The following is a 5160-nucleotide window of genomic DNA, read 5'->3' as shown; positions in this document are numbered from 1 at the left end:
ACCCGAATGGGTGACGCCTCGTTCGATCGCGTGGCAGGTGAGGGATTCGAACCCCCGAAGGCTGAGCCGTCTGATTTACAGTCAGATCCCTTTGGCCGCTCGGGCAACCTGCCGTGCTGGGTGATGAGCTCTCGATCCGTGACGACCGGGCCGCACCAAGGCGCAACCAGCGGGCGCTTCCGAACTGCGGGAGCGTGGCAACAGTACAGCGAATCCGGCCCCGGAGGAAAATCGACCCCTCACGATCGGCCCCCGCACGCTTACAGTGGACCGTGAGCCAGGCCCCCCAGCACCCCGTGAACGACCTCTCCGCGCCGCCGGACGCACCCCTTCCGGGCGCTCCGGGAACCCCCGGCGCGTCGGCCCCGATCGACCGCCTCGGTGTCGTCCTCGGAGCGAGCGCGTACTTCTTGTGGGGCGCGATGCCCCTCTTCTTCCCGCTGCTCCAGCCGGCCGGGCCGCTCGAGATCATCTCCCACCGCGTGGTGTGGAGCCTGCTGTTCTGCCTCCTCCTGCTGCTCGTGATGCGCAAGCTGCCCGCGTTCCGGGCGGCCTTCCGCGTGCGCCGCACCGTGGGGCTGCTCGCGATCGCGGCGGTGCTCGTGGCCACGAACTGGACCGTGTACGTCTACGGCGTGCTGTCCGGGCACGTGCTCGACGCGGCCCTCGGGTACTTCATCAACCCGCTCGTGACCGTGCTGCTCGCGGTGCTCGTGCTCAAGGAGCGGCTGCGCCCCGCGCAGTGGGTCGCGCTCGGGATCGGCACCGCCGCCGTGGTCGTCCTCACGATCGGCGTGGGCCGGCTCCCGTGGATCGCGCTGACCCTCGCGGCCTCGTTCGGCCTCTACGGGCTCGTCAAGAACCGCGTCGGGCGCGACGTCGAGGCCCTGCCCGGCCTCGCGGTCGAGACGACGCTGCTGTTCCCCGTGGCGCTCGGATACCTGGTCTTCCTCGGGGTCACAGGTGTGGGAACGTTCGCCGCCGAGGGCACCGGTCACGCCCTCCTGCTCGCGTCGAGCGGCGTCGTCACGGCCCTGCCCCTCCTGCTCTTCGGCGCGGCGGCCCGCCGCCTTCCGCTGAGCCTCGTGGGCATGCTCCAGTACCTCGCTCCCGTGCTCCAGTTCCTCGTCGGGCTGCTCGTGTTCCACGAGTCGATGCCGCCCGCACGGTGGGCCGGCTTCTCGCTCGTGTGGCTCGCGCTGATCGTGCTCAGCGTCGACGGCCTGCGCGCGATGCGCGCGTCCCGGCTCGTGGCTCCCCGCTGACCGCGGCTGGGGCCGCCGCCGGACCACACGTTGCCGTGCCCGAGGCGACGCCCCGGGCACCCGCCCACTACCGTTGACCCCAGACCACCCCACCTACCGCGTCAGGAGAGCACCGTGGCCGATTCATCGATGGACATCGTCAGCAAGGTCGACCGCCAGGAGGTCGACAACGCCCTCAACCAGGCGATCAAGGAGATCCAGACCCGCTACGACTTCAAGAACATCGGCGCGTCGATCGCCTGGAGCGGCGAGAAGATCGTCATGATCGCGAACTCCGAGGAGCGCGTGCTCGCGATCCTCGACGTCTTCCAGACCAAGCTCATCAAGCGCGGCATCTCGCTCAAGGCGTTCGACACGGGCGAGAACGAGCCCAAGCTCTCGGGCAAGGAGTACCGCCTCGAGGGCGTGCTCAAGGAGGGCCTCGCGGGCGAGAACGCGAAGAAGGTCACCAAGATCATCCGTGAGGAAGGCCCCAAGGGCGTCAAGACCCAGATCACGGGCGACGAGGTCCGCGCGACGAGCAAGTCGCGCGACGACCTCCAGGCCGTCCAGACGCTGCTCAAGGGTGCCGACCTGGACTTCGCGGTGCAGTTCACGAACTACCGCTGACCAGCTCCTGACGGGCGCGTCGCCGCGAGGGCTCCTGCCCGACGGCGGCGCGCCCGTCCGCGGGCCGGGCCCCGCCGTGTCACGCCCGCCGCGTACGGGCGTGTCGCTCCCGCACGGACCTAGACTCACGGCGTGGACACTCACCGACTCCCGGCGGCGCCCGCGCTGAGCCGCGGGGTCCCCCGCACCGTCCCGGCCCGCACTGCTGGACGCCCCGCATGACCAGCCCCCTGCGCCGGCCCCGCGTGGTCGCGACGGACCTCGACGGGACGCTCCTGCGCTCGGACGGCACGGTCTCCGACCGCACCCGCCGCGTCCTGGCCGCCCTCGACGAGGCCGGGACGCAGGTCGTGTTCGTCACGGCGCGCCCGCCCCGCTGGCTGACCGAGGTCGGGCGCCTGGTGGGAGGGCACGGCGTCATCATCTGCCTGGGTGGCGCGTGCGTGTACGACGTCGGCACGCGCCAGGTCGTCGAGTCCCGCGGCTTCGCTCTGCCCGCCCTGCGCGACGTGGTCCGCGACCTGCGCGCCGCGGTGCCGGGTGTCGCGCTCGCCGTCGAGCAGGTCGACGGCCCCGTGTTCGACGCGACGTTCCGGCACGAGGAGGACATGCCGGACTCCTGGCGCGGGCCGGTCGAGCGCGCGCGCGACGCCCCCGTCGCCAAGCTGCTCGCGCGCACCGACGTGCTGGAGCAGGACGAGTTCTTCGAGCAGGTGCTCGACGTCGTGGGCGAGCGCGCCCTGCTCGCGTTCTCCGGGGCCGCGGGGCTCGCCGAGCTGCTCCCACCCGACGTGACCAAGGCCGGCGCCCTGGCGGCCTGGTCCTCGTCCCACGGCATCGGGGCACACGAGGTCTGGGCGTTCGGCGACATGCCCAACGACCTGCCGATGCTCACCTGGGCGGGAACCTCGTACGCCGTAGCGAACGCGCACCCGGAGGTGCTCGAGACCGCGACCCACGTGACCGCGTCGAACGACGAGGACGGTGTCGCCGTCGCCCTGGAGCGGCTGCTCGACGGGGCGAGCCCGTCGGCGGGCAACCCGACGGCGACCGGTCGGCAGGGCATCTGATGCGCGCTCGACAGGGCACCGGGTGCCGTCAGGTGGCTTCGGCCGCGAACCGCCGACGAGGCCGGGCGGCAGCGCTCGTCCTGGCGCTCGCGCTCGCGACCGCCGGGTGCACGGCCCCCGCCCCTGCGGACCCGCAGGTGCCCGCGTCGACCACCGCACCCGACGACGCGGTGCTCACCACGTTCTCCTACGGCCCGCGCCCGGCCCAGACGGCCGACCTGATCCTGCCCGCGTCGCTCGCCGCGCGCACCGAGGAACTGCGTACGCCGTCCGAGACCACGGAGGTCGAGGGGGCGGGAGAGAGCGTCGACGTCGTCGTCCTGGTCCACGGCGGCGGCTGGGCCGCCGAGTACGACCGTTCGTCCGAGGCCCCGGTGGCCCGCGACCTCACCGACGACGGCATCGTGGTGTGGAACCTCGACTACCGCGGGGTGGGCGCGGCCGACCCCGCCGACGAGGGCGGGTGGCCAGGCACGTTCGAGGACGTGGCGACGGGTCTCGACCTGCTCCCCGAGGCGCTCGCGACCGTGGGCCTGACACCCGGGCGCGTGGCCGTCGTCGGGCACTCCGCGGGCGGGACCATGGCACTGTGGCTCGCGGCCCGGCACACCCTGCCCGACGGCGCCCCCGGCGCCTCTCCCCTCGTCCGGCCCGACCTCGTGGTCACCCAGGCGGGCGTGAACGACCTGCTGGACGCGGGGGCCGTGCACGGGTCGCGGGGGCCGGTCGAGGCCCTCATGGGCGGCTCGACGAGCGAGGTCACGGACGACCGGTACGACCTGGCGTCCCCCACCGCACGGCTCCCGCTCGGTGTCCCGACGCTCGTGACGACCGGCGACCTGGACGCCGTCGTCCTGCCCTCGGTCGCGACCGGCTACGCCGAGGCTGCGCGGGCGGCCGGGGACGACGTGACGCTCGCGGTCATCCCCGGCGAGGACCACCTGTCGCCCCAGAACCCCCGCTCGGGCGCGTGGGCCGCGGTGCGCGACTGGCTGGCCGAGCGTGGCATCGCACCGGCCGGGTCCGCGGGATAGGGAACCTCAGTAGCGCGTGATGCCGCCCTGCTGGCCCGCCATGCGCTCGAGGCGCTGGATGCGGTCGGCCATGGGCGGGTGCGTCGCGAACATCTTGGCGACGCCCGCGCCGCGGAACGGGTTGGCGATCATGACGTGCGAGACGTCGACCAGGTCGCGGTTCTGCGGCAGCGGGGCCCGCGCCGTGCCCTGCTCGAGCTTGCGCAGCGCGGAGGCGAGCGCGAGCGGGTCGCCCGTGAGCTTTGCCCCGTCCTCGTCGGCGTCGTACTCGCGCGTCCGGGAGATCGCGAGCTGGATCACCATCGCGGCCACGGGCGCGAGGAACGCCATCGCGAGGGCCGCCAAGGGGTTGCCGCCCCGTTCGCGGTTGCCGCCGAAGATCAGCAGGAACTGGGCGAGCGACGTGATGACGCCGGCCATGGCGCTCGCCACTGACGACGTGAGGATGTCGCGGTTGTACACGTGCATGAGCTCGTGCCCCAGGACACCACGGAGCTCACGCTCGTCGAGGAGGACCAGGATGCCCTCGGTGCAGCACACCGCTGCGTTCTTGGGGTTGCGCCCCGTCGCGAAGGCGTTGGGTGCCTGCGTGGGCGAGACGTACAGCTTGGGCATGGGTTGGCGAGCGGCGGTCGAGAGCTCACGCACGATCCTGTACATCGCGGGCTGCTCGAGCTCGCTCACGGGCCGCGCGTGCATGGCCCTGATCGCGATCTTGTCGGAGTTCCAGTAGCCGTACGCCGTGGTCACGAGACCGATCGCGACGAAGATCCACAACGTGCTGGCCGACCGTCCGAACACGGCCCACAGGCCCAGGATCACGACCCACATGATCCCGAAGAGCCCTGCGGTCTTCAGACCGTTGAAATGCTGATGACCCACGCTCAGCCCCTTCCGTCGAGCACAGGATGCCGTGGTGCGAGCATCCACCGGGAGAACGCTCGGCGCACGCGGGGGGTTCCCTCCGCAGTCGGAGCAGCGGTGGTGTGCCGCCCTGCTGCCTCGCAGGTCGTCCGGGGACGACGACGGCGCCCGGCCCGGGTGGGCGGGGCGCCGTCGAGGTGCGTGGCTGCCTCAGGCCTCGGTGGCTGCCTCGGTCTGGCGGCGGGCGATGCGGATCATGTCCTCGCGGGGCACGACCTTGATGCGCTCGCGCCCGTGCGGGGCCCCGAGGGTGCGCTC

Annotated in this window: 5 protein-coding genes and 1 tRNA gene; 4 read left to right on the top strand and 2 right to left on the bottom strand. The window is 72.6% G+C overall.

What is annotated here, in order from left to right; translation table 11 throughout:
* Positions 1-31: 31 nt before the first annotated feature.
* Positions 32-113: transfer RNA gene (locus ACFRCR_RS16655), tRNA-Tyr, on the bottom strand.
* A gap of 159 nt (positions 114-272) precedes the next feature.
* Between ACFRCR_RS16655 and rarD the strand changes: the two genes are divergently transcribed.
* From rarD to ACFRCR_RS16635, 4 genes are all read left to right on the top strand, one after another.
* Positions 273-1265, top strand: a complete 993-nt coding sequence (rarD, locus tag ACFRCR_RS16650) for an EamA family transporter RarD (RefSeq protein ID WP_377679071.1) — start codon at positions 273-275, stop codon at positions 1263-1265.
* Between the two features lie 114 nt (positions 1266-1379).
* Positions 1380-1874 carry a YajQ family cyclic di-GMP-binding protein gene (locus tag ACFRCR_RS16645; protein ID WP_191796709.1) on the top strand — a complete coding sequence of 165 codons (495 nt, stop codon included), beginning with the start codon at positions 1380-1382 and terminating at the stop codon, positions 1872-1874.
* A gap of 218 nt (positions 1875-2092) precedes the next feature.
* Positions 2093-2944 (top strand): HAD family hydrolase, encoded by an 852-nt coding sequence (locus ACFRCR_RS16640; protein WP_377679069.1) that lies wholly within the window; start codon positions 2093-2095, stop codon positions 2942-2944.
* 32 nt (positions 2945-2976) lie between these two features.
* Complete coding sequence (locus ACFRCR_RS16635; protein WP_377679068.1) at positions 2977-3978, top strand: alpha/beta hydrolase family protein; 1002 nt, start codon at positions 2977-2979, stop codon at positions 3976-3978.
* Positions 3979-3984: 6 nt separating this feature from the next.
* Here ACFRCR_RS16635 and htpX read toward each other — a convergent pair whose 3' ends face one another.
* Positions 3985-4860 (bottom strand): zinc metalloprotease HtpX, encoded by an 876-nt coding sequence (htpX, locus tag ACFRCR_RS16630; RefSeq protein WP_377679067.1) that lies wholly within the window; start codon positions 4858-4860, stop codon positions 3985-3987.
* Positions 4861-5160 lie beyond the last annotated feature (300 nt).

This window comes from Oerskovia sp. NPDC056781 (genome assembly GCF_042789955.1).
Lineage (GTDB): Bacteria > Actinomycetota > Actinomycetes > Actinomycetales > Cellulomonadaceae > Oerskovia > Oerskovia rustica.
This window is presented reverse-complemented; position numbering and strand designations above follow the sequence as displayed.